Below are 23,820 nucleotides of genomic sequence, written 5' to 3'. Positions count from 1 at the left end.
GGGTCCGATTGTGGCACCCGCAAATATGTCTTGAAAAGACATAAGATCCGTTGCCAAGAGACACAACCCTCCGTAGGGTCGTGCGGCATGGACGCGATCAGCCCCGTGGAGCCCTGCGACTTCACCGTCTTCGGCGGCACGGGTGACCTCGCCCTCCGCAAGCTGCTCCCTGCGCTCTACCTGCGCGACCGCGACGGCCAGCTGCCCGACGGGTTCCGGGTGGTGGGGGTGTCCCGCGCGACGGTCGACGACGACGGCTACCGCGCGCTGGTGGCCGACGCGCTGCGCGAGCACGTCGAGCCCGCCGACCTCGACGCCGACGTCGTGGCGCGGCTGCTCGCCCGCCTGCACCACGTGAGCCTCGACGTCGCCGACGTGGCGGCCTGGCACCGGCTGCACGACCGCCTCAAGGACGGCGCCGCCTCCGACGACGTCATCCGGGTCTTCTACCTCGCCGTCGCCCCGGGGCTCTTCGGCACGATCTGCGAGCACCTCGACGAAGCGGGGCTCGTGACGCAGCGCTCGCGGGTGGTGCTGGAGAAGCCGATGGGCAGCGACCTCGCCACGGCGAGGCAGGTCAACGCCGCGGTCGGGCGGGTCTTCGAGGAGTCGAGCATCTTCCGCATCGACCACTACCTCGGCAAGGAGAGCGTGCAGAACCTGCTGGTGACGCGGTTCGCCAATACGTTCCTCGAGCCGTTGTGGAACAGCCGGTGGGTCGACCACGTGCAGATCACCGTCTCGGAGTGCATCGGGGTGGGCGAGCGCGGCTCCTACTACGACCGCTCGGGGGCCCTGCGCGACATGGTGCAGAACCACCTCCTCCAGCTGCTGTGCCTGGTGGCGATGGAGCCGCCGACCTACGTCGACCGCGAGACGGTGCGCGACGAGAAGCTCAAGGTGCTCCAGGCCCTGCGGCCGATGACGCCCGAGCTCGTCGACCGCGACACCGTCGCCGGGCAGTACGCCGCGGGGCTGTGCGACGGGCGTCCCGCCGCGTCGTACACCGACGAGGTGGGCCATGCCAGCAGCACCGAGACCTTCGCCGCCCTGCGCACCGAGGTGCAGAACTGGCGCTGGGCCGGGGTGCCGTTCTACCTCCGCACGGGCAAGCGGATGCCCGAGCGGGTCTCGGAGATCGTCGTGGTCTTCAAGGAGCCACCGCACGCGATGTTCCCGCACAGCGAGGGCACGACCGAGGCCAACCGGCTCCACATCCGGGTGCAGCCCGACGAGGGGATGCGGCTGCACATGACCGCCAAGGAGCCCGGACCCGGCGGCATCCTGCTGCGCCCGGTCTCGCTCGACCTCAGCTACGCCGCTGCGTTCGGCGGCCGCTCGCCCGATGCGTACGAGCGGCTGCTCATGGACGTCGTGCGCGGCAACACCACCTTGTTCATGCGCCGCGACGAGGTCGAGGCCGCGTGGGCCTGGGTCGCTCCGGTGCTGGAGCGCTGGTCACAGCCCTCCCACCGGCCGCGGACCTACCCCGCCGGCACCCACGGTCCCATCGCCGCCGCCACGCTCCTCGAGCGCGACGGCCGATCCTGGCAGGAGACACCATGAGCACCAGCGCATCCCAGGCCCGCGTCCACCCGGTGGTCGCCGAGGTCACCGACCGCATCGCGCGGCGCAGCGCCGCGACGCGCGCCGCCTACCTCGCCCGCACGAACGCCGCGACCGTCAAGGGCCCGGCCCGCGGCAAGCTCGCGTGCGCCAACCTCGCCCACGGCTTCGCCGCCGCCGACGAGCCCGTGAAGTCCGGCCTGAAGTCGGGCCGCAAGCCCAACGTCGCGATCGTCTCGTCCTACAACGACATGCTCTCGGCCCACCAGCCGTTCCGCGACGTGCCCGAGGTGCTGAAGAAGGCGATCGTGCGGGCCGGTGGCCTCGCGCAGTTCGCCGGGGGAGTGCCCGCCATGTGCGACGGCATCACCCAGGGTCGCGCCGGCATGGAGCTCTCGCTCTTCAGCCGCGACCTCATCGCGATGTCGACGGCCGTCGCGCTCTCGCACGACATGTTCGACGCGGCGATGATGCTCGGCGTCTGCGACAAGATCGTGCCCGGGCTGCTCATCGGCGCGCTGTCCTTCGGCCACCTGCCCACCGTCTTCGTGCCAGCCGGTCCGATGACGTCCGGGCTCCCGAACGGCGAGAAGGCGCGGGTGCGCCAGCTCTACGCCGAGGGCAAGGTCGGGCGCGAGGAGCTCCTCGAGGCCGAGTCGGCGTCGTACCACTCGAAGGGCACGTGCACCTTCTACGGCACCGCCAACAGCAACCAGGTGCTGATGGAGGTCATGGGCCTGCACCTGCCCGACGCGACGTTCGCCAACCCCGACACCCCGCTGCGCGCGGCGCTCGACCGGGCCGCCGGTGCGCGCGCCGTGGCGATCACCCACGCCGGCGGCGAGCCCACCCCGGTCGGGCGCCTGGTCGACGAGAAGACGATCGTCAACGCCTGCGTCGCCCTGCTCGCGACCGGTGGGTCGACCAACCACACGATGCACCTCGTCGCGATCGCCGCGGCCGCGGGCATCACGCTCACGTGGGACGACCTGTCCGACCTGTCGACGGCCGTGCCGCTGCTGACGCGGATCTACCCCAACGGCTCGGCGGACATCAACCACTTCGTCGCCGCCGGCGGCACGCCGTTCCTGGTGCACACGCTGCTCACGCACGGCTACCTCCACGACGACGTGCTCACCGTCTCGGGGCGCGGGCTGTGGCGCCACACCCGCGAGGCCCGCCTCGACGGGGACCGCGTGGTGTGGGAGGAGGGACCGAAGTCGTCCCTCGACACCGACGTGCTCCGCGCCGCCGACCGGCCGTTCGCGCCCGACGGCGGCCTGCGGATGCTGTCGGGACGGCTGGGGCGCGCGGTGGTCAAGACGTCCGCGGTCAAGCCCGAGCACCGGGTGGTGACGGCGCCCGCGGTGGTCTTCGACGACCAGGCCGAGCTGCTGGCCGCCTTCGCCGAGGGTCGCCTCGACGGCCGCGACCTCGTCGCGGTGGTGCGCTACCAGGGGCCGGCGGCCAACGGCATGCCCGAGCTGCACAAGCTGATGCCGGCCCTGGGCGTGCTGCAGGACCGCGGCCAGCAGGTCGCCATCGTCACCGACGGGCGCATGTCGGGCGCCTCCGGCAAGGTCCCCGCGGCCATCCACGTGACTCCCGAGGCGGCCCTCGGCGGGCCGTTGGCGCGGGTCCGCGACGGCGACCTGGTCACCGTCGACGCCGACCGGGGCGTCCTGGAGGTGGAGCTCGACGACACCGAGCTCGCGCACCGCCCGGCCAGCGGCCGCGCACCCCTCGACGTCGAGTGGGCGGGCACCGGCCGCGAGCTCTTCTCCGGCTTCCGCGCCATCGTCGGCACCGCCGAGACCGGCGCCAGCGTCATCCGTCCCCTGCCCGTCCCCACCGAGGAGGCCCCCCTTGCCCAGCCCGTCTGACCTGCGCGCCCGGCCCGTGACCGGATCCGTCCTGTCCCTGGCACCCGTGGTGCCGGTCGTCGTGCTCGACGACCTCGACCACGCCGTGCCGCTCGCGCGGGCGCTGGTCGCCGGAGGGCTGCCGGTCATCGAGCTGACCCTCCGCACCCCCGTCGCGCTCGAGGCCATCGACCTGATCGCGGCAGAGGTGCCGGAGATCCGCGTCGGGGCCGGCACGGTCACCTCGCCCGGCCTCGTCGGCCGGGCCGTGGAGGCGGGCGCGCAGTTCCTGGTCTCGCCCGGCACCACGCCGGACCTGCTGCGGGAGATGGCCGCCGCCGGGGTCCCGTCCCTGCCCGGCACCGCGACGGTCTCCGAGGCGATGGCCGTGCTGGACGCGGGCTTCTCGGAGATGAAGTTCTTCCCCGCCGAGGCGTCCGGGGGAGCGGCCTACCTCGGCTCCCTCGCCTCGCCGCTGCCCGCGGCCCGCTTCTGCCCGACCGGGGGCATCACCGCCGCCAGCGCGTCGGCCTACCTCTCGCTGCCCAACGTCGGCTGCGTCGGCGGGTCGTGGCTGACCCCCGCCGCCGTGCTGGCGGCCGGCGACTGGGACCGCGTCACCGCACTGGCACGCGAGGCCGCCGCCCTCCGCACCTGAGCCCCGGCCACAACCCCCGCCACAACCCCCGCCACAACCAGCGCCACAACCACCGCCACAACCAACGGCACCTCCTGGGCGTCCCACTCGCAACCAGCTCCACCCCTCCGCGACCGCCCGCTCGTCGCGCTCGACACCCGAGGTCGCCATGTCCGTCCGCCCGCCCGTCCGACCTCGCGCCCGACCGTCCTCCCGGGCGGTCCGCCTCCTCGTCGGCACGGTGAGCGCCCTGCTGCTCCCGGCGTCCCTGCTCACGTGGGCACCGGCCGGCACGGCCGACGACTCGGCCGACGACTCGGCCGACGACTCGGCCGACGGATCGGCCCACGGATCGGCCCACGCGACGGCGGACGGGGCGCCGGACAGCGTCTCGGTGCGCGCGAGCGCCCACCAGCGCATCCGGCTGGAGGCCCTGCCGCAGGTCGTGCAGCCGGGCGGCTCGCTCGCCAGCCCCGACGCGGCACGCGCGGCCGTGGTCGCGACGCTTCGCCCGGTCCGGCCCGGGCGCCGCGTCCAGCTGCAGGTGCAGGACGGCGCCTCGTGGCGGGCGGTCGGCACCCGCCGGCAGGACGGCGCCGGACGGGTGCAGTTCGCGGCCGCGGCGGCCGACGGCGCCGCGGTGCTGACCTACCGGGTCAAGGCGATGGCGTCCGGCCGCACCAGCCCGTTCCGGAGCGCGCCCGTCAGCACGGCACGCTGGCTGGTCCCGACGTGGACCGACGAGTTCTCCGGCTCCCAGCTCGACCCGGTGTGGAACCACCGCGGCCGCGAGTACGCCGACGGCAGCCGCCGCTCGTGCGCGAAGGGCGACCCGAGCGCGGTCAGCGTGGGAGGCGGCGCCGTGCGGCTCAGCGTCGTCAAGGACCCGGACGCCACGACGAGGTGCCGCATCCGGGGACGCGACGCGCGGCCGGGCCGGTTCGGCTACCGGCTCAACGGCCACATCGGCACCCAGCACGCCTTCGCCTTCCGCTACGGCGTGGCGGCCGCCCGGGTGAGGTTCCACCGGCTGCGCGGCCAGCACGGCGCCTTCTGGCTGCAGCCGGTCGACGGGATGCACGCCCGCGCCCTCGGCAGCGAGATCGACGTCGTCGAGTACTTCGGCGACCACCACCCCCAGGGCGGGCTCGCCTCCTTCGTGCACCGCTACGAGGGCAGGCGCCGCATCGCCACCGGCGGCTGGATCCCCGACTCTCGCTCCTTCCTCACCGGCCGGCACGACGGATGGTCGAGGAACTACCACGTCTTCTCCGTCGAGTGGACGCCGCGCACGCTCGTCTTCCGCATCGACGGCAAGGAGACGCGGCGGATCCGCGGGCGGACGTCCGCCGTGTCGCAGTTCCCCATCCTCAGCCTGATCGCGGCCAACTACGAGATCCCGAAGATCAAGGAGCGGCGGCTGCCGCAGCACATGTACGTCGACTGGGTACGGGTGTGGGAGACGGGCGCCGAGGCGCCCGCCGGGTGAGTCACATCCGGCCGCGGAGGCCCTTGTAGAGCTCGATCTCCGCGCGCAGCCGTGGCGGCAGCGGGGCACCCGCCGCGGCCAGCGCCGAGGCGTAGGCCTCCAGCGCGTCGAGCAGGGCCTGGCGCAGCTGCTGCTGCTCGGCGAGCCGGGTCGCGTGGCGCGACTGGTCGAGGTTGCGCCGGGCCACCAGCACGTCGTCGAGGAGGGCGGCCAGCTGCTCGTGCCGGCCGGGATCGAGCTGTCGTCCTGAAGCTTCCACCATGGGGATTCCGACCTGTCCAGCCAGGGCGGGACCGGGTGCCTCCGCGCGGTGGACGGGTCCAACCTAGCGGCTGCCGCCCACCGGGGCGTCCGTCCGGTGCTCGTCGGGCGTCGCCGGCGAGGGGCTCCGGTCGGCCGCTGCCGTGCGGAGCCGGCGCTGCTGGGTCGACATCAGCGTGACCGCGAGCACCGTCGCGCCGACCGTGACGGCGAACGCGGCAGTGGCGCCCGACTCGTCGGCGAGGCGGCCGGCGAGGCTCGAGCCGAGGGCGTAGCCCAGCCCGGTCGCGCTGGCCAGCGTCGTCATCGCCGCACCGACCCGGGCGGGCGGCACGGCGCGCTCGGCGAGGGAGAAGACGGCGATCATGTAGGGCGCGACGGCACAGCCGAGGACCAGCACCGTCAGGGTCGTGGCGCCCAGGGAGCCGACGGCAAGGAGCGGCAGGGACAGCACGAGCAGCGACCAGGCGGCGACGAGGGCGCGGCGCTCGTGACCGATCCGCTCGGGGACGTAGGCGGTGGCGAGACCGGCGACCGCGCTGCCGACACCGAGGGTGGCGTGCACCAGCCCGGCCGCGCCGGGCGTCCCGGCCTCCGTGGCGAGCACGGTCGCGCCGGTCTGGGTGGCGCCGAACAGCATGCCGATCGAGATCTGCGCGGCGGCCAGCACGAGGAAGGCGGGGGCGAGGAGCCGGCCCGAGCCGACGGCCCGCTCCGTCTCGTGGGTCAGGCGCGCCGACGGGTCGAGCGCGAACGCGGAGCCGAAGACGGCGAGCAGCACCGCGGCGAGCAGGAGCGCCCCGGACGGCGAGACGACGGCCACCGAGAGGCCCACCAGCGCCGGGCCGATCGCGAACGACGCCTCGTCGGCGGCGCCCTCGTAGGAGAAGGCGGCGTCGACGAGCCGGCGCTGGTGGGCGCCGGTCGTGCGGGTCAGCGGGCGCCACCGCACTCGGGCCAGCGGCCCGACCTGGGGGAGCACCAGCCCGGTGGCCGCCGCGGTGAGGACGACCAGCCCGTCGGCGGCATCGGCACCGACGACCGCGACGAGCAGGGCCAGCCCGGCGGCGCCCAGCAGCGACTGGACGAGGACGACGGGGCGCTGCCCGATGCGGTCGGCGAGCGACCCCGCGACCGGGGCGCCCGCGGCGTTGGCGACAGCCAGGGCGCCGGCGCTCAGCCCGCCGAGGCCGTAGCTGCCGGTGGCGGTGGAGACGAGCAGGAGGGTGCCGAGCTGGCTCATCGCCAGCGGCAGGCGGCCGACGAAGGCCACGAGGACGTAGGCCGGGCCGGCGATCGACAGGAGTCGGCGGTAGGAGGCGAGGGGGGTCACGGGGGTCCTTCAGGGTGCGTCGGTACGACGCGCCGAACCCACCTCCAAGGACGCGTTGAACCCTCTGCTGGTGACCATCCTAGAAGGCCGGGCGGACCACCACAGCATCAGGGCGGCTCCCCCGTAGGGTGGCGGCGTGCCCCCTCGCCCCGACCGGTCCGACGGCGTCCGGCGCGGAGGGGCCGCCCGGCTGCGCGCCGTCGACCCGCTCGTCCCCGTGGTCGGGGTCGTCTCGGTGGTCGTCTACGTGCTCCACGGCTTCCACGGCGCGCTGACCCGCGACCTGGGGATCTACAGCTATGCCGGCCAGCAGGTGGCGGACGGCGTGCCGCCCTACCTCGGGGTCCTCAACCGCGCGGGCCCGCTGGCGCACGTGCTGCCGGGGGTGGGGGCGCTCGTGGCGCGCGCCGGCGGCCTCGACGACGTGGTCACGATGCGCGTGCTGTTCATGCTCATCGCCACGGCCGCGGTGTGCGTGTCCTACCTGCTCGGTCGCGACCTGCTCGGCTCCCGCCCGGCGGGCCTCGTCACCGCGAGCGCGATGCTCGCCTTCCACGGCTTCATCCAGTACGCCTCGAGCGGGCCGCGCGAGAAGACCCCGATGACCCTGTTCGTCCTCGCGGCGCTCTGGGCGGCGACCCGGCGCCGCTGGTTCGCCGCGGGGGTGCTCACCAGCCTGGCCACCCTGTGCCTGCAGACGGCGTTCTTCAGCACCGTCACCGCCGTGGTCGTGACGGCACTCCTGCTCGCCCACGGGCACCGGGTGCGAGCCCTGGTGCTGGTGGCCGCGGGCGGGCTCGTTCCCGTCGGCGTGATCGGCGCCTGGTTCGCCCTCGCCGGGTCGCTCCGCGAGGCCTACGACGGCTTCTACGGGATCAACCGCCGCTACACCGTGCCCGATCCGCTCACCGACGACCTCGACCGGGTGTGGGACGACCTGCAGGTCGCCTACGGCGTGACGGTGTGGCTGCTCCTCGCCGGGGCGGTCCTGCTCGTGCTGGTCTCCCTGGCCGCGGTGTCGCGCCGCGCCCGCGACGCCGAGCCGGGGCTGCGGGTGCTGCCGGGGATGGCGGCCGGCCTGCTGGCCGGGCTGGCCTGGATCTGGCGGGAGTACGACGCCTGGCCCGACCTGTTCCCGGTGCTGCCCTTCTCCGCCCTCGGCCTCGGAGCGGCCTTCGCCGTGGCCGCGCACCGGCTCGCGCCACGAGGACGGGTGGCCGTCGCGCTCGCCCTCGCCCTCGGCGGGGTGGTGCTCGCCCTGGCGTACTCGCTGACCTCGCACGACGACACGCTGCGCGAGCAGCGCGAGGCGACGGAGGCCGTGCTGGCGACCCTGCCCCCCGGCGCCACCATCACCTCGGTCGAGGCCCCGCAGCCGCTCGTCCTGGCCGGCCTCACCAACCCCACCCGCTACCAGATGTTCCGCAGCGGGCTGCAGGACTACATGGACGACACCTGGCCCGGCGGCCTGGCCGGCTTCCGCCGCGACCTGGTGGCCGACGGCCCCGACCTCGTCGCGGTCGGGGAGACGGTCTCGACGGGGTGGCGCGACTCCCTCCGGCCCGCCTACGTCTACGTCGGCAGCGCGCCGCTGTGGGACTGGTACGCCCGGGCCTCGCTGGGGCCGGCGACCATCGCCGACCTGCGGGCCGCGGCGGGCTACGACCCGAGCAGTCCGCTCGCCCGAGCGCCGGCCCCCGCCGGATGAGCGGGCGCCGGGCACCGGCCCTGCTCGCCGCCGGCTCGGTGGTCAGCGGGCTGCTGGCCTACCTCGTCTTCGCCCTGGTCACCCGTGCGCTGGGAGCCGGCGCGGCGGCCCCGGTCTCGGTGCTGTGGACCGCGTGGGCGCTGGCGGGCGCGGCCCTCACGTTCCCGCTTCAGCACTGGATCACCCGGTGCGTCGCCGCCGGGCGCGAGGGCGACGTGCGCCGCTCGGCCGGTGGGGTCGCGACGGTGGTGGTGCTCGTCGCCGCGGCCGCCGGGATGCTGTCGTGGCTGCTGCGGGAGCGGCTCTTCGGCCGCGACGACGGCTGGTTCCCGGTGCTGGTCGCGCTGGTGTTCCTCGGCTCGGCCGGCGTCGGGGTGCTGCGCGGCGGCCTGGCCGGCCGCGGCCGGATGGGGGCGGTCGCGTGGAGCCTCGTCGCGGAGAACGCCCTGCGGTGCGTGCTCGTCGGCGTGCTGCTGCTGGCACGGGTGCACGATCCCGTCGCGCACGGCCTGGCCCTGGTCGCCGGCTCGCTGGTGGCGCTCTGGCCGGCCGCGTGGCACTTCGGCGCGGCGGGCGAGGCCGCCGACCGGGCGGGCTCACTGGCCTTCCTGGGCGGCGCCGCCACCGCCCAGCTGCTCGCGCAGGGCGTGCTCACCGGGGGAGCGGTGGTCGTGGCGCTGGTCGGCGGGGCGCCGGCCGAGGTGACGGTCATGTTCGCGACGCTGGCGCTGTTCCGCGCGCCCTACATGGTCGTGCTGGGCACGCTGCCGCAGCTCACCCACCACGTGACCGGGCTCGTCGCTGCGGGGGACCGGCGGGCCCTCCGCGCGCTCGCGGGGCGGGTGGCCGTGGTCGCTGTCGCCACCGTGGCGAGCGGCGCGGTCGTCGGGCTCGTCGCGGGGCCGCTGCTCGTGCGGGCCGTCTTCGGTCGCTCCGTCGACGTCGAGCCGGGTGTCGCGACCCTTGTGGCCGCGGGCTGCGCCCTGGCCCTGGTCAACGTGGTGCTGATGGTGGGCGCCCTCGCACTGGAGCGACCCGGCCGGGTGAGCGGCGCCTGGTGCCTCGCCGTCGTCGCCGGGGCGCTCGTGCTGCTGGCGGCGGGCGGGGCGGCGCCCCTCGAGCGCGTGGCCGTCGCCTTCCTCGCCGCCGAGGTGGTGGCCACGGCGCTCCTCGCGGTGGTGGCCGCCGGCGCGCTCAGGCCGGCTCGGAGAGCGGCGGCCTGACCGCGGCGACGAACACCGAGGAGCCGAAGGGCAGGTCGCCGCGGCGCAGCACCCGCGCCTCCGCCCGGCACACGCCGGTCAGCACCCGGTCGAGCGCCGGCGACACCTCCGGCAGGCGTGAGTCGCCCGCCGGCGCGGGCCGGACCCGGCGGCGCAGCCGCTCGGCGGCGAAGAGCGGGAAGACCCCGCCGAAGGCGTAGGTCGTCCGCAGCACCCGGGCACCCGCGCCCTCGACGAGCCCCACGACCGAGCGCCGGGTGTAGCGCCGGTGGTGGCCGGCCTGGACGTCGTGGTCCGACCACGCCCACTGGTAGGCGGGCACCGAGATCAGCATCCGGCCGCCGGGCGCCAGCACCCGCAGCAGCTCGGCGACCGCACGGGCGTCGTCCGCGCAGTGCTCGACCACGTCGAACGCCGAGACCACGTCGAAGGTGGCGTCGGCGAACGGCAGCTCGGTGGCGGAGCCGACCACGCCCTCGCCCGGCCGGAGGCCGTCGGGGAACAGGTCGAGGGCGACGTGTTGCTGCGCGCCGCGCATCCATCCCACGCTGGGCGCGTCGGCGCTGCCGACGTCGAGGGTGCGCCGCGGGGCGCCCAGGTGGGGGGCCATCACGGCGTCCAGCAGCTCGGCGCGGGCCCGGTGCCACCAGTAGCCCTCGCGGCGCAGCGAGGAGGAGCCGGGCTGCGCCTGTGCCGCGGCGCTCACCGGGCCGCTCACCACGCGCTCACCGGGCCGACGCGGTGGCCGCGCCGGCCTCGAGGAAGGCCGCGACGACCCGGTCGAGGTCGCCGTCGGTGAGGTTGTTGTGGAAGGGCAGGCGCAGCAGCCGGTCGCTGACGTCCTCGGAGACCGGGCACTGCGTCGCCCGGACGGCGAAGGCACGCCCGGCGTCCGAGGTGTGCAGCGGCTGGTAGTGGAAGGTCGCCTGCACCCCCGACTTGCGCATCAGCTCGAGGACGTCGTTGCGGCGGGCGTGGCGCGACAGCAGCACGTAGTACATGTGGTGTGCCGGCTCCCGCTCCTCCGGCACACGCATCACCTCGAAGCCCAGCTCGTCGGCGTAGGGCGAGAGTGCGGCCTCGTAGTGGTCGTGGATGCGCCGCCGCACGGCCTGCACCGCCTCGCGCTGCTCGAGCTGGGCGAGGAGGTAGGCGGCCAGCACGTCGGAGAGGCCGAACGAGGAGCCGGTGTCCTTCCAGGTGTACTTGTCGACCTGGCCGAGCATGAAGGCGTGGCGGTTGGTGCCCTTGTCGTAGAGCACCCGGGCCCGGTCGACGTCGCGCGCGTCGTTGAGCACGAGCGCGCCGCCCTCGCCGCACGTGAAGTTCTTCGTCTCGTGGAAGCTCAACGTGGCGTAGCGCCCGAGGCTGCCGAGCGGCTCGCCGCGCCAGGTGCCGAACAGGCCGTGGGCGTTGTCCTCGACCAGGCGCACCTCGGGCCACTCGGCGAGGACCTCGCGGATCGCCTCGACGTCGCACGCGACGCCGGCGTAGTGGACCACCACGACCGCCCGGACGTGCGCGTCCAGCAGAGTGGCGAGGTGCTCGGGGTCGAGGCCGAGGGTGCGGCGCTCGATGTCGCAGAACAGCAGCCCGGCGCCCTGGCGGGCGTAGGCCAGCCCGGTGCTGGTGAAGGTGAACGACGGCACGATGACGGTGTCGCCCTCCTGGAGGTCCATCAGCATCGCCGAGAGCTCGAGCGCCGCCGTGCAGGAGGTGGTCATCAGCACCTCGGGGGAGCCGGTGTCGGCGGCCAGGATGTCCGCGGACCGCCGGGCGAACTCGCCCCCGGAGGACAGGTGGCCGCCGAGCACGGCCTCCTTGACGTAGTCGAGCTCGCGTCCCACGACCGCGGGCACGTTGAAGGCGATGTCCGGCAGGCCGCCGGTGCGGCCGCGTCCCGGCTGCTGTGCGTGTGCCACCACCGGCACCTCCCTCTCGTCGTGCGTCTGGTCGAGCCTGTCGTCGTCGGTCCCGCTCACCACGGCAGCGGACGCCGCAACCGGGCCGCGAGTTCGGCGTCGCTGTCCTGGAAGTACCCCGCGAGGGTGTCGGCCACCCCTGCGTCGAGCTCGGGCAGGTCGCCGGCGCTCGCGTTGACCGGCCCCGCGGCGGGAGGCGGCGTACGACCCGGGTCGAGGCCCAGGTCGCCCACCAGCGCGGGCAGCACGGCGGGGTCGGCGAGCAGCTCCTCGAGGAACAGCACGTGCGTCGTCGCCGGGAACGTCGTCGTCCACGGGTCGAGCTGCTCGGCGTAGCGTCCGCGCCGCAGGTAGGCGAACGGGGACACCGACCAGCGCTGCCGGTCCCACGGCTGGTCGTCGCCGAGGTCGGCCAACAGCGCCTCCTCGAGCCCGCGGGTCTCGATCCCGTGCGTGGTGCTGAAGCGCCAGTGCGACACCGCCCGGCGCACCGGGTCGCGCAGGAGCACCACCACGTGCGTCGGCTCGCCGAGCATCTCCGCGGCGCGCTCGGGGGCGTGGGGGTCCTCGAGGTAGCTGGTGCTCTTGTCGCCGAGCAGGTCCTCGTCGGCGGCGTGCGCGAACCACGTCCGGTGGTACCACCCGGCGCCACGCGCCGACAGCTCCGCGTCGCAGAAGACCTTGGGCTCGGGGGGCGAGGGGCGGGCCATCGCCACGTCGGGGTGGGCGTCGAGCGCGGTGGCGAGGTAGGTCGTCCCGCACCGCTGAGCACCGACCACGAGCAGGTGCCGGTGGGCGCAGCCGCTCACGAGGAGACCCGGCGCGCGACGTGGTAGGTGCTGACGGCGCTGACGGCGTTCAGGGTGCGCACGACGTACTCGCCGAGCATCGACAGCAGCATGATGACGAAGCCGTTGAGCACCGCGAGCAGCACCGCGATCGTCGTCCAGCCGGGGACCTGGGAGTCCACGAAGAGCGACCGGACGAGGTAGAAGAGCCCGAGCAGGAAGCTGCCGCCGGCGACCGCGAACCCCACGCCGGCGGCGAAGCGCAGCGGGAAGACGGAGTAGCTGAACAGGATGGTCAGCACGAGCGAGGCGATGCGGCGCAGCCCGTAGGAGCTGGTGCCGACCGGGCGCGGGTCGTGGCGCACCAGGACGTCGGCCGGGTCGCTGGAGAACATCAGCGCCTGGCCGGTGATGTAGGGGTGGGCGGTGCGCGAGGCGCAGATCCGCTCCACGACGTCGCGGCGCAGGATCCGGAAGTTGGAGACCGCCAGGCCTGCCGGCTGGTCGAAGACACGGCGGTTGATCATGCTGATCGCCCTGCTGCCGAGACGCCGGTAGCCCCGGGCCTGCTTGCGCTCGAAGCGGCCGAAGACCACGTCGTGGCCCTCCATCGCCTTGTCGATCAGCAGCAGCGCCTGGTCCGGCGGGTTCTGCAGGTCGTCGTCGAGGGTGATCACGTAGTCGCCGCTCGCCTCCCGCATGCCCGCGAGGTTGGCGTGGTGCTGGCCGTAGTTGCGCAACAGGTCGAGGGCGACGACGTGGGGCGACTGCGCGGCGAGGGCGGCGATGACGTCCCAGCTGCCGTCGCGGCTGCCGTCGTTGACCAGGACGACCTGGTGGCGCAGGCCCGCGGCCTCGAAGACCTCGAGGACGGCGGCGACGGTGTGCGCGACGACGTCCTGGCTGTTGTAGACCGGGATGACGACGGAGTAGGAGAAGTCGGCCGGGTCGGCGCTCGACGGCCCCGGCTCGGCGAGGTCGTGCTCCGCCGTCTCGCCGTGAGCCATCCTTCCGCGCTTCGCCATGTCCTCCTCGACGGTTCCGCTGTCCACCACGCCCCCCTCGTCGCCGACACGACCCGAGTGGTCGACCGCGTCGAGCATAGGCTCAGCGGAGCCCGACACGCCCCACCCTTTGAGCGCCCGACGTCCCGATCGCCGTCAGCGGAAGTCGCGGGACGAGGCGCGGGCCTGCAGCACCGCGCCGGCGCCTGGGACCACGACGTCGATGCCCTCGACCCGGTCGGCGATGAGGTTGGTGACCCCCTCGTTGCGCTCGAGGCGGCCGCGCACGACCACGGCCACCGAGTTGCGGGCGGCCTGCCGGTGGGCCTTCATCACCCCGATCGAGCAGACGACGTTGAGCATGCCGGTCTCGTCCTCGAGGTTGAGGAAGGTGACCCCCATGGCGGTGCCGGGCCGCTGTCGGTGGGTGATCAGGCCGCCGACGTGGACGCGCCGCCCCGCCTCGGCGGTGGCGAGCTCGGCGACGGAGCGCACGCCGGCTCGCCGCAGCTGCGCGCGCAGGTGCTCGACGGGGTGCCGCTCCGGGGAGACGCCGGTGGCCCAGAGGTCGGCGAGGGTGATCTCGGGCTCGGACATCCCCGGCAGCGTGGGCGCGGCCGGGGCCGGGGTGGTGCCGGGGAGGTGCTCGGCGCCCTCGGAGAAGCCGGCCGCCCAGAGCGCCGAGCGGCGGTCGAGCCCCCACGCCTCGAACGCGCCGGCGGTGGCCAGGGCCTCGAGCTGGGCCGACGTCAGCCCGGCGCGCCGGGAGAGGTCGGTGATGCCGGTGAAGGGGGCCTCCTCGCGCGCGGTGACGATGCGTCGCGCCACGTCGAGGCCGATGCCGCGCACCGAGTCCAGGCCCAGGCGTACGGCGAGCGAGCCGTCGCGCCGGTGGGCGGGCACCGGGTCGGGCGTGCCGGGCACCCACTCGGCGCGCTCGAACCGCGGCCGGCGGCACTCGTCGAGCCCGGTCGCGGCCACCGGCCCGGCACCGGTGGGCTCGAAGGGCTCGAGGGGCTCGAGGTCGGCCTGGGCCGCCGAGCGGGTGACGTCGGGACGGCGTACGTCGACGTCGTGGCGCCGGGCGTCGTGGACCAGCGACTGCGGGGAGTAGAAGCCCATCGGCTGGTTGCGCAGCAGGCCGGCGAGGAACGCCGCGGGGTAGTGCAGCTTGAACCAGGAGGATGCGTAGACCAGCAGCGCGAAGGACAAGGCGTGCGACTCGGCGAAGCCGAAGTTGGCGAAGGAGAGGATCTTGACGTAGATCGAGTCGGCGAGCTCGCCGGTGATGCCGCGGCGCCGCATGCCGGCGTAGAGCTTCTGCTTGACCGACTCGATGCGCTCGACGCCGCGCTTGGAGCCCATGGCGCGGCGCAGCAGGTCGGCGTCGTCGCGGCTGCAGTCGCCGAGGGTCACCGCCATCGCCATCAGCTGCTCCTGGAAGAGCGGCACGCCCTTGGTGCGCTCGAGCACCGGCACCAGCTCGGGGTGGTCGTAGGTCACCGGCTCCTGCCCGGTGGCCCGGCGCACGTAGGGGTGCACGGCGCCACCCTGGATCGGGCCGGGGCGGATGAGGGCGATCTCGATGGCGAGGTCGTAGAACTCGCGCGGTCTCAGCCGGGGCAGCGTGCCGATCTGCGCCCGGCTCTCCACCTGGAAGACCCCGATCGAGTCGGCGCGGCACAGCATGTCGTAGACCGCCGGCTCCTCCTTGGGCATGGTGGCGAGGTCCCAGTGCTCGCCGAGGTGCTCGCCCACCAGGCGCATCATGTGGTCGAGCGCGCCGAGCATGCCCAGGCCCAGCAGGTCGAACTTCACCAGCCCCATCGACTCGCAGGCGTCCTTGTCCCACTGCAGCACCGTGCGCCGGTCCATCCGGCCCCGCTCGATGGGGCACACCTCGCCGATGGGCCGCTCGGTGAGGACCATGCCGCCGGAGTGGATGCCCAGGTGGCGCGGCGCGCCCATCAGCTCGTCGGCGAGCGCGACCACCGCCGGGGGCACGTCGTGGGCCGCCGGGTCGCCCATGTCGCCGGCCACGACCGACGTCCACCCGTCGATCTGCTTGGACCACGCGTCCTGCTGGCCGGGGGAGAAGCCGAGCGCCTTGGCGGCGTCGCGCACGGCCATGCGGGGGCGGTAGGCGATGACGTTGGCCACCTGCGCGGCGTTGCGCCGACCGTAGGTGTCGTAGACCCACTGGATGACCTCCTCGCGTCGGTCGGAGTCGAAGTCGACGTCGATGTCGGGCTCCTCGTCGCGGTGGGCGGAGATGAAGCGCTCGAACGGCAGCTTGTAGAAGACCGCGTCGACGGCCGTGATGCCCAGGGCGTAGCAGACCGCCGAGCTCGCGGCCGAGCCGCGGCCCTGGCACAGGATGCGCCGCTCGCGGGCGAAGGCGACGATGTCGTGGACGATGACGAAGTAGCCGGCGAAGTCCTTCTCGGCGATGACCCGCAGCTCGTGCTCGAGCCGCTCGCGGGCCTCGCGCTCGTGGGGCACCCCGGCGTAGCGCTCGGCGAAGCCGCGCTCGGCGAGCACGCGCAGCCAGGAGTCGGCCGTGTGGCCCTCGGGGATCTGCCGCTTGGGCAGCGCGGGGGAGGCCTTGCGCAGGTCGAAGGCCAGCTCGTCGGCCAGGGAGACGCTGCGCTCGACCGCCCCGGGGTGGGACGCCAGCGCGGCGGCGGTCTCGGCGCCGCTGCGCAGGTGGGCCGAGCCCGACAGGTCGAGCCAGCCGTCGAGCTCGGCGAGGCTGCGCCGGGCTCGCACCGCCGCCATCGCGGAGGCCAGCCGGTGCTTGTCGGGGGTGGCGTGGTGGACGTTGCCGGCGGCGACGACGTCGAGCCCGTGGACGGCCGCCAGCCCGGCCAGCGCGGCGTTGGTGGCGTCGGACCCCGGTCGCGGGGAGAGCTCGACGAGCACGTCGTCGAGGCCGAAGAGCGACGTCAGCCGGTCGAGCGCCTCGGCCGCCGCGGGCTCGCCGCCGGCGGCCAGCGCCTGTCGCACGGTGCCCTTGCGGCAGCCGGTCAGCACCACCCAGCGCCCGCGCCCGCGCTCGCCGAGCTCGTCGAGGTCGTAGACGGGCCGACCCTTCTCGTCGCCGCGCAGGTGCGCGTCGGTCATGGCCGCGGCGAGGCGGTGGTAGCCCTCCACGCCGCGCGCCAGCACGAGCAGGTGGCTGCCCTCCGGGTCGGGCACGCCGTTCTGCGGCCCGGTCAGCCCGAGCGACAGCTCGGCGCCGAAGACGGTGGGCAGGTCGTAGGCCGCGGCGGCCTCGGCCAGCATCGGGGCGCCGTAGAAGCCGTCGTGGTCGGTGATCGCCAGCGCCGTCAGGCCCAGCCGCACGGCCTCCTCGACGAGCTCCGCCGGCGAGCTGGCGCCGTCGAGGAAGCTGAAGTGGCTGTGGCAGTGCAGCTCGGCGTAGGGCGTCACCGTGGCGGGTCGCTCGATCGCCCGCGCCTGGGTGGTGGCGCGCTTGCGCCGCGACACCGGGGCGTCGTCGGCGCCCGGCAGCCCGCTCAGGCGCCGCTCGAGCTCCTTCCACCGCATGGCGGGGTTGTTCCAGCCCATCAGCGCACGCCCCCGGGTCCGCGACGACGCCCGCCTCGGCGACCGCCCGGACGCACACGGCGCTCAGTCATAGCCGGCCTCCAGGGCCCACCCGTCGGGGGCGCGCACCAGCAGCCAGGCGCGGCCGTCGGCGCCGACGACCTGGAAGCGGGCGGTGGGCCCGGACGCGCCCGACCACCAGCCCTCGTCGACCGGCCACGGCCCGGCCCACGCGGTCACCGGCTGCCAGGGCAGCACCCCGCCGCCGACCCGGAACCGGCGCGGCTCGCCGGTGACGACGCCGCGGTCGGTGACCCGTACGTCGCGGCCCGCCTCGTCGACGACCTCGGCCGCCGGGGGAGCGGCGAAGACCCGCACCGGCGCCGGCCCCGGCACCCGTCCCGGCCACGGCCGGTCGACGGGACGGAGGTCGACGGCACGCTCGCCCCACGGCACCAGCGCCTGGCGCGCGGAGGGCGTGCGCCCGCCCTGGAGCACCGGTCGGCGCACCGCGTCGAAGCCGACCATCCCCTGCACCCTGGCCACCCCACGCTCGACGAGGTCGTCGGAGGCGCTGCCCCACAGCGCCTCGCCGTGCGCCGCCGCGGGCTCGACCACGTCGGGCACGAACCTGACCCGGTCGATGGGCGCGCGCACGACGCCGGAGTGCTTGCGCGCGCGCAGCGAGCCGCCGACGGTCGCCGACTGCAGCTGCCAGTGCACGCGGTCGACGAGGTCGCGTGCGGTGAAGTGCCGGGGGTGGAGCCAGGTCCGCGACGAGCAGACGGCGCCGTCGGACTCCGCCTCGACCCGGACCCCCGTCGCGAGCAGCTGGTGGTGGGCCAGCTGGGAGACGAAGCGCTCGGCGGTGGTGCGCACGCTGAACGTGATGGCCTCCACCGAGTCGAGGGCCGGCTCGAACGCCACCTCCGCGTCGAGCTCGGGCGGCGGCGTCCGGGCGGCGAACAGCGCGGGGTCCTCACCGCGTGCCCGGCGGCGCACGGTCGCCCCGTAGGTGCCGAGCCGGTGCTCGACGGCGTCGCCGGGCAGGTCGGCGAGGTCGCCGAGCGTGCGCAGGCCGAGCCGTTGCAGCAGCCCGACGAGCTCGCGCCCGCGCGCGTCGTCGGTGAGCACCTGCACGGGCAGGTCGCGCAGGAACGCTGCCGACCCGCCGGCGGGCACGACCGTCCACGCCTGCACGTCGGCCGTGCGGGCGGCCTGCTCGGCGGTGAAGAGGTCGTCGGCGATGCCCACCCGCACGTCCCACACGCCGCCGTCCACGATGGCCTGGCAGGCGGTGGCGGCGGCGGCCGTCTCACTGCCGTACCAGCTGCCCGGTGCCCGGACGGCCAGCAGGCCGGGACGCAGCGCCGCGACCCCGGGACGCAGGTCCTCCACGGTGGCCAGCACCGGCTCGAAGGCGCGGGCGTCACGGTCGGGGTTGGCCGGCAGCAGCAGCAGCTCCGGGCACCTGGCCTGCGCGTCGCGCCGCCGCTGCCCGCGGCGCACGCCCTCCGCGCGCGCCGGACCGTTGCACACCTCGACGGCGTTGGCCGCCAGCACGGCAGCGGGGGAGCGCAGCGACCTGCCCGCCTCGTCGAGCGCGGCCACCACCGACCAGTCGGGGCACCACACGACCATCACCCTCACCGCGACCTCATCCGGAGGCCCGGTGGATCTCCCGCACCCGCCGCGGGGCGTCGGGGCCGACCGGCCGGACGCCCGGCCAGGCCAGCTCGACGCGCTGGGCAGGCCGCGCCCCGCGGCGTACGACGACGTGCGCGCGGCGCTGCTCCAGCTGCCCGGCGCCCGCGGCCGGCCCGCTCCACGTCGTCCCCTCGAGGCTCAGCCGGGCCTCCACGCGCGGCCAGTCGCCCTGCACGACCAGCACCGACGACCGGGTGCGCAGTCGCGAGTCGAGGACCGCCGCCGTGCGCTCGTCGACGGAGGCCGGGGGGCGCAGCACCACGACCCGGAGCACGTCGACCAGCGCCGCCGTCACCTCGAGCCAGTGCTCGCCGGGATCGGGCACCAGCACCGTGCGGGACAGCTCGATCCCGAGCTCGGCGGCGGCCTCGGCGCCGAAGTCCGGCCAGCCGGCGAAGCCGACCCACTCGCCGGCCCGGGACGCGCCTGCGGCGAGGGCCAGCGCCAGGGACGCCGAGTCGACGGCGTAGGTTGCCCCCGCGTGCAGGGGCACCAGCCCGGCCAGCCCGGGGAGGGTGGGGACGGGCTCCCCGGCGGCCTTGCTCTCCATGGCGGCGACCCGCTCGCGCAGCTGCTCGACCACGGAGCGACCCGGGTCGAGGGCGGCGACGGAGCGGGTTGACGACATGGCCCCATGATCGAACAGGCGTTCGAACGAGTCAAGCCAGTCGACCTGCCCTGTCGGACTCGCAGGAGAGGTGCTAGGAGCGGTCCGAGGACGTCGTCGCCGAGGCCCCCAGCGGCCGCCCGGTCTGCTTATCCTGAAGAGCACAACGCGTCGAGAGGTGGGGGTCGTGTCGATGATGTCGAGGTTCGTGGGGAGCCTCTGCCTGGTGCTCGCCGGCCTGGTGGTGGCGGCGACGCTGGGGCCGGTCGCCCCCGGTCGCGCAGTGCCCGGAGGGACGGTCGCTCCCGTCGCCGCTCCAGCCGACCCGGCTGCCGGCCCGAGTGCCGGCCTGAGTGCCGGCTCGAGTGCCGGACGGGCGACGGCCAGGCCGTCGCGCTGGAAGGCCTTCAGCGGGCCCTTCTTCAACGACCCCCACCTGCGCAAGGGGCACTTCCAGATCGAGCGGCGGGTGATCGAGACGATCAACCACACCCCGAAGGGGTCGACGATCCGGATCGCGATCTACTCGCTGGACCGGGTGCCGGTCGCCCAGGCGCTGGTCGCGGCGCACCGCCGGGGCGTACGGGTCCAGATGCTCCTCAACGACCACTGGGAGACCAGGGCGATGAAGGTGATCCGGGCCGAGATCGGCAAGAACCCGCGTCGCAACAGCTTCATCTACAAGTGCAAGCAGAGCTGCCGCGGGACGGCCAACGAGTTCAACAACCTGCACTCGAAGTTCTACCTGTTCAGCCAGGCCGGCGCGAGCGAGGACGTGATCGCGGTGGGCTCGGCCAACATGACGCGCAACGCCGCCATCCACCAGTGGAACGACCTCTACTTCACGTCCGGTGACCACGAGCTGTTCCGCCAGTTCGTCGACCTCTTCAACGACATGCGCCGCGACTACGACACCCGCCAACCGCCGATCTCGTTCTGCGGCACCCCGGTCGGGCCGGCGTGCGACGACTCCGTCGACAAGCACACCGTCGTCGCGTTCCCGAGGGTCTCCGCGCTCAAGGACGACCTGGTCGTCACCATGCTCAACCGGGTCGGGTGCCGCAACACCGACCCGGTGACGGGGAAGGTCACCCGCACCCGCCTGGCCCTGTCGATGCACACCATGCGGGGCGCGCGTGGCGACTACCTCGCCGCCGCGATCCGCCGCAAGTGGATCCAGGGTTGCGACGTGCGGGTCAGCTACGGGCTCATCGGCTACCGCACGAAGGGCATCATCGGCGCCCCGACCAGGCGCGGTCGCATCCCCCTGCGCTCCACCGGGATGGACTACAACACCGAGGACAACTTCGACCTCAACAACGACGGCGTGGACGACCTGATCCTCGACTACTACAGCCACCAGAAGTACCTCGTCATCCAGGGCACCTACAACGGCGTGCCCAACACCTCGATGGTGCTCACCGGCTCGGTGAACTGGTCCAGCCTCAGCACGGCCAACGACGAGGTCTGGTTCACCATCCGGGGCGCGAAGGTGGCGAAGAAGTACCTCCGGAACTTCAACTACCAGTGGGACCACAAGCGCAACACGCGCAATGCCTACACCACGACCTACGCCAACTTCCGCGTCCGTCGCACGGTGGTCGAGCCGGACGGCACCACCCGCACGGTCTGGCGCACCGTGCGCCGCCCGGTCACCACCGTCGAGCCCGACCACTACCTGCCCGGGCCCTACTGGGAGGCCGACTGACGGCGTTGCCGGGGTTGAGCTGTGAGCCCGCAACCTTGTGCGGGCGGAGAACGGTTGCCCAGCCAACGCCCATGCGCGCGGCCGCGGGGGGCCGCGGGGGGCCGCGTACGGCGGTGAGTGAGCAACGTTCTGCGGGCGGAGAACGGTTGCCCACTCACCGCCCATCGGACGTACGCGCGGCCGGGGCGCGACCGGGGTTGAGCGGTGAGCCAGCAACCTTCTACGTGTGGAGAAAGGTTGCCCACTCACCGCCCGTCGGACGTACGCGCGGCGAAAGGTTGCCCACTCACCGCCCCACGGGCGCGGGGGAGGTCAGGCGACGCGCTCGAAGACGGCGGCCAGGCCCTGGCCGCCTCCGATGCACATCGTCTCCAGGCAGTAGCGCGACTCGCGACGCCGCATCTCGTGGGCCATCGTGGCCAGGATGCGTGCACCGGTGGCGCCGACCGGGTGCCCGAGCGAGATCCCGGAGCCGTTGGGGTTGAGCCGCTCGTCGGTGGGGTCGACCTTCCACTCGCGCAGGCAGGCGAGCACCTGCGCGGCGAAGGCCTCGTTGAGCTCGATGAGGTCGATCTCGTCGAGCGTGAGCCCGGCGCGGTCGAGGGCGGCGGCGGTCGCCGGGACCGGTCCGATGCCCATCACCTCGGGGCCCACGCCGGCCACCGCCCAGGACCGCAGGGCGAGGAGGGGCCGCAGCCCGCGGCGCTCGGCCTCCTCGCGGGTGGTGACCACGCACATCGCCGCGCCGTCGTTCTGGCCGCTGGCGTTGCCGGCCGTGACGGTCGAGGCGGGGTCGAGCCGCTCGCGCACCGGGCGGAGGGCGGCGAGCTGCTCGAGGGTGGTGTCGGGACGCGGGTGCTCGTCGGCGTCCACGACGACGTCGGGCCTGCCGCGCCGGCCCGGGACGGTGATCGGCACGATCTCGTCGGCGAACCGTCCGGCCTCCTGGGCGGCACCGGCGCGCTGCTGCGAGCGCAGCGCGAGCTCGTCCTGCTCCTCGCGGGAGATCGCGTGGTCGCGACGCAGGTTCTCCGCGGTCTCCAGCATCCCCCCGGCGACCGGGTGGTCGCGCCCGCCCGCGGTCTCGCGGGCGCGCACGAGTCGGTCCATCAGCTCGACGCCGCCGCTGCGGACCCCGGTGCGCAGGCCGAGGGCGTAGTGCTCGACGTTGGACATCGACTCGGCGCCGCCCGCCACGACGACGCGCCCGGCACCGGTGGCGACCTGGCCGGCGGCGTGGAGCACGGCCTGCAGCCCCGATCCGCACCGGCGGTCGACCTGGAGTCCGGGCACCCCGGTGCCGAGGCCGGCGTCGAGCGCGGCGATGCGTCCGATGGCCGGGTGCTCGCCGCTGGGGTAGCAGTTGCCCAGCACCACGTCGTCGACGTCGCCCTCCTGGAGCCCGGTGCGCCGCACCAGCTCGGCGAGGGTCGCCGAGGCGAGGTCGACGGCGGACAGGGAGGCGAGGGCTCCGCCGAAGCGGCCGACGGGGGTGCGCACGGGTTCGCAGATGACGATGTCGGGCATGCCCCGACTCTAGGTGCGGAGGGTCGCCCGGGACCGTGGGGTTGGTGCGCGAGACTTCCCGTCATGGCCCTGGGGTACGACGCACGGTTCCTGCAGCCCGACCCCGACGTCGACCCCGGCGCCGGCGCGGAGCTCGCCCCGCCGACGGCGCCCGCGCCGGGCGAGGGCGACGACCCCGCGCTGGCGTCTCCGCTGGACTACACGCACTTCACCGTCCGCATGCATCCCGAGCGCCGGCTCGCCTGGTGGGTGGCGTGGAACATCGACGGCCTGCGCCTGTTCCCGGGGGAGAGCATCAGCCGCTCCGGCGAGCGCTTCCGCCTCGACCCGCGCCTGCCCGCCGACGCCCAGGTCGGCGAGGAGGCGTACGCCGACAACGACCTCGACCGCGGCCACGTGGCGCGCCGCTCCGACCTGCTGTGGGGCACTCTCGCGGAGGCCCGGCAGGCCAACTCCGACTCGTTCTTCTTCACCAACATCACCCCGCAGCACCAGGACTTCAACCAGTCGGGACGCGGCGGGGTGTGGGGCCTGCTGGAGAACGCCGTGCTGGCACTCGACGGGCTGCAGGACCGGCGGCTGAGCCTGTTCGCCGGGCCGGTGCTGGCCCCGACCGACCCGCTCTACCGGGGGGTCCGGCTGCCCGTCGAGTACTGGAAGGTGGTCGTCTACGTCCTCGACGGCCGGCTGCGGGCCAAGGCGTTCGTGCTCACCCAGGACCTCGACGGGCTCGAGCGCGCCGTGCCCGACTTCCTCGACGAGTTCGACACCTACCTCGTGCCGCTGGACCTGCTCGAGCAGCGCACCGGGCTCGCGTTCGCCAGCCTGCGCGAGCACGCCGCGCCCGACGACCTGAGGCGTGAGGGCGCGGCGCTCATCACCGACGTCGAGCAGGTCGGCTGGTAGCCCGGCGGCCCGCCCCTCCCCGG

General features: G+C 74.5%; 18 protein-coding genes. 8 read left to right on the top strand and 10 right to left on the bottom strand.

The window, feature by feature from the left end:
- Positions 1 to 87: 87 nt before the first annotated feature.
- The 4 genes from zwf to AC4H2S_RS12385 all read left to right on the top strand — a co-directional run bounded on the left by zwf (position 88) and on the right by AC4H2S_RS12385 (position 5,554).
- Positions 88 to 1,566: a glucose-6-phosphate dehydrogenase gene (zwf, locus tag AC4H2S_RS12400; RefSeq protein ID WP_491497286.1), complete on the top strand. Its 1,479-nt coding sequence runs from the start codon at positions 88 to 90 to the stop codon at positions 1,564 to 1,566.
- A complete protein-coding gene (edd, locus tag AC4H2S_RS12395; RefSeq protein ID WP_491497285.1) occupies positions 1,563 to 3,449 on the top strand; it encodes a phosphogluconate dehydratase in 1,887 nt (628 codons plus the stop codon). The genes zwf and edd overlap by 4 nt, the downstream gene beginning before the upstream one ends.
- Positions 3,433 to 4,086, top strand: coding sequence for a bifunctional 4-hydroxy-2-oxoglutarate aldolase/2-dehydro-3-deoxy-phosphogluconate aldolase (gene eda, locus AC4H2S_RS12390; protein WP_491497284.1), 654 nt, complete (start codon positions 3,433 to 3,435; stop codon positions 4,084 to 4,086). Before edd ends, eda begins: the two co-directional genes overlap by 17 nt.
- Before the next feature lie 220 nt (positions 4,087 to 4,306).
- Complete coding sequence (locus AC4H2S_RS12385) at positions 4,307 to 5,554, top strand: glycoside hydrolase family 16 protein (RefSeq protein ID WP_491497283.1); 1,248 nt, start codon at positions 4,307 to 4,309, stop codon at positions 5,552 to 5,554.
- Position 5,555: 1 nt separating this feature from the next.
- Here the strand turns inward: AC4H2S_RS12385 and AC4H2S_RS12380 are convergent, their stop codons facing one another.
- Both AC4H2S_RS12380 and AC4H2S_RS12375 read right to left on the bottom strand, forming a co-directional pair.
- The gene (locus tag AC4H2S_RS12380) at positions 5,556 to 5,816 is read right to left on the bottom strand and encodes a hypothetical protein (RefSeq protein ID WP_491497282.1); all 261 of its coding nucleotides are present in this window, start codon (positions 5,814 to 5,816) and stop codon (positions 5,556 to 5,558) included.
- 63 nt (positions 5,817 to 5,879) lie between these two features.
- Positions 5,880 to 7,148 carry an MFS transporter gene (locus AC4H2S_RS12375; protein ID WP_491497281.1) on the bottom strand — a complete coding sequence of 423 codons (1,269 nt, stop codon included), beginning with the start codon at positions 7,146 to 7,148 and terminating at the stop codon, positions 5,880 to 5,882.
- Between the two features lie 136 nt (positions 7,149 to 7,284).
- Between AC4H2S_RS12375 and AC4H2S_RS12370 the strand changes: the two genes are divergently transcribed.
- Both AC4H2S_RS12370 and AC4H2S_RS12365 read left to right on the top strand, forming a co-directional pair.
- Positions 7,285 to 8,856: a hypothetical protein gene (locus AC4H2S_RS12370; protein WP_491497280.1), complete on the top strand. Its 1,572-nt coding sequence runs from the start codon at positions 7,285 to 7,287 to the stop codon at positions 8,854 to 8,856.
- Positions 8,853 to 10,079, top strand: coding sequence for a polysaccharide biosynthesis protein (locus AC4H2S_RS12365; RefSeq protein WP_491497279.1), 1,227 nt, complete (start codon positions 8,853 to 8,855; stop codon positions 10,077 to 10,079). Before AC4H2S_RS12370 ends, AC4H2S_RS12365 begins: the two co-directional genes overlap by 4 nt.
- Here AC4H2S_RS12365 and AC4H2S_RS12360 read toward each other — a convergent pair.
- The 7 genes from AC4H2S_RS12360 to imuA' all read right to left on the bottom strand — a co-directional run bounded on the left by AC4H2S_RS12360 (position 10,051) and on the right by imuA' (position 19,677).
- Positions 10,051 to 10,785 carry a class I SAM-dependent methyltransferase gene (locus tag AC4H2S_RS12360; RefSeq protein WP_491497278.1) on the bottom strand — a complete coding sequence of 245 codons (735 nt, stop codon included), beginning with the start codon at positions 10,783 to 10,785 and terminating at the stop codon, positions 10,051 to 10,053. The two genes, AC4H2S_RS12365 and AC4H2S_RS12360, sit on opposite strands and share 29 nt — an antisense overlap.
- A gap of 19 nt (positions 10,786 to 10,804) precedes the next feature.
- Positions 10,805 to 12,061, bottom strand: coding sequence for a dTDP-4-amino-4,6-dideoxygalactose transaminase (gene rffA, locus AC4H2S_RS12355; protein ID WP_491497277.1), 1,257 nt, complete (start codon positions 12,059 to 12,061; stop codon positions 10,805 to 10,807).
- Entirely contained in the window at positions 12,058 to 12,810 is a 753-nt protein-coding gene (locus AC4H2S_RS12350) for a sulfotransferase family protein (protein ID WP_491497276.1), read from the bottom strand. The genes rffA and AC4H2S_RS12350 overlap by 4 nt, the downstream gene beginning before the upstream one ends.
- On the bottom strand, positions 12,807 to 13,844 hold the full coding sequence (locus AC4H2S_RS12345; RefSeq protein WP_491497275.1) for a glycosyltransferase family 2 protein: 1,038 nt from the start codon (positions 13,842 to 13,844) through the stop codon (positions 12,807 to 12,809). The genes AC4H2S_RS12350 and AC4H2S_RS12345 overlap by 4 nt, the downstream gene beginning before the upstream one ends.
- A gap of 105 nt (positions 13,845 to 13,949) precedes the next feature.
- Positions 13,950 to 17,363 carry an error-prone DNA polymerase gene (locus AC4H2S_RS12340; protein ID WP_491497274.1) on the bottom strand — a complete coding sequence of 1,138 codons (3,414 nt, stop codon included), beginning with the start codon at positions 17,361 to 17,363 and terminating at the stop codon, positions 13,950 to 13,952.
- A 63-nt stretch (positions 17,364 to 17,426) separates the two neighbouring features.
- Positions 17,427 to 18,983: a DNA polymerase Y family protein gene (locus tag AC4H2S_RS12335; RefSeq protein ID WP_491497378.1), complete on the bottom strand. Its 1,557-nt coding sequence runs from the start codon at positions 18,981 to 18,983 to the stop codon at positions 17,427 to 17,429.
- 16 nt (positions 18,984 to 18,999) lie between these two features.
- Positions 19,000 to 19,677 carry a DnaE2-dependent mutagenesis accessory factor ImuA' gene (imuA', locus tag AC4H2S_RS12330; RefSeq protein WP_491497273.1) on the bottom strand — a complete coding sequence of 226 codons (678 nt, stop codon included), beginning with the start codon at positions 19,675 to 19,677 and terminating at the stop codon, positions 19,000 to 19,002.
- 172 nt (positions 19,678 to 19,849) lie between these two features.
- Between imuA' and AC4H2S_RS12325 the strand changes: the two genes are divergently transcribed.
- Positions 19,850 to 21,364 carry a phospholipase D-like domain-containing protein gene (locus tag AC4H2S_RS12325; RefSeq protein ID WP_491497377.1) on the top strand — a complete coding sequence of 505 codons (1,515 nt, stop codon included), beginning with the start codon at positions 19,850 to 19,852 and terminating at the stop codon, positions 21,362 to 21,364.
- A 312-nt stretch (positions 21,365 to 21,676) separates the two neighbouring features.
- Here the strand turns inward: AC4H2S_RS12325 and AC4H2S_RS12320 are convergent, their stop codons facing one another.
- Positions 21,677 to 22,891 (bottom strand): acetyl-CoA C-acetyltransferase, encoded by a 1,215-nt coding sequence (locus tag AC4H2S_RS12320; RefSeq protein WP_491497272.1) that lies wholly within the window; start codon positions 22,889 to 22,891, stop codon positions 21,677 to 21,679.
- A 63-nt stretch (positions 22,892 to 22,954) separates the two neighbouring features.
- On the opposite strand from AC4H2S_RS12320, the gene AC4H2S_RS12315 reads away from it, so the two are divergent.
- On the top strand, positions 22,955 to 23,797 hold the full coding sequence (locus AC4H2S_RS12315) for a DNA/RNA non-specific endonuclease (protein WP_491497271.1): 843 nt from the start codon (positions 22,955 to 22,957) through the stop codon (positions 23,795 to 23,797).
- Positions 23,798 to 23,820: the final 23 nt, after the last annotated feature.

The organism is Nocardioides sp. Z13_37 (genome assembly GCF_058355585.1).
Note: the sequence above shows the minus strand (reverse complement) of the source record. Positions and strands in the feature narration are given on the sequence as shown.